Genomic DNA, 439 nt, shown 5'->3' with positions numbered 1-439 from the left:
GCAGAGTACCGACCGTCGAGCTACTAGTTGCAGAAGGTTGAGCTGGTGCCGTGAGGGTCGCGCTAGAAATCGAGATTGCAGTGTTGTTGCCGTATGAGCCTTGGCCCATAGACGGGTAGACAAGAGCTATTGCGGTGGTAGCACCGCTGCCAACTTGTTGGAGCAGCGTCGGCCAATCAGGTTTCGTTGGGTCTACGACGCCAGCCGGAATAGGAGCCAGATGCGTAGTGCCAGATGCATCTGCATACATCAAGACCTAAGCGTACAGAGCACCGGGGCCCGCAACACGAAGTGCCCACAGCTGGTTAGCTTCCTTGAAGAAGTCGAGACCACAGTACACATCAAACGAGATTTTCGCGTTCGGATTACCGTACTGCGCCAGATAGTCTTGTGCGTTTGTGAAAAGGATCGGCTTCGTTGTATCGCCCTGATTAGAGAC

At 54.2% G+C, this 439-nt stretch carries 1 protein-coding gene; it reads right to left on the bottom strand.

What is annotated here, in order from left to right; all coding sequences use genetic code 11:
* Positions 1 to 256: 256 nt before the first annotated feature.
* Positions 257 to 439: hypothetical protein (locus AC1RPU_RS07880; RefSeq protein ID WP_481769626.1), on the bottom strand; the 183-nt coding region annotated here is incomplete at its 5' end.

Source organism: Dellaglioa sp. CoH-55-MRSF-7 (assembly GCF_056782235.1).
The sequence above is the reverse complement of the archived record's forward strand: the minus strand, read 5'-3'. Positions and strand labels throughout refer to the sequence as shown.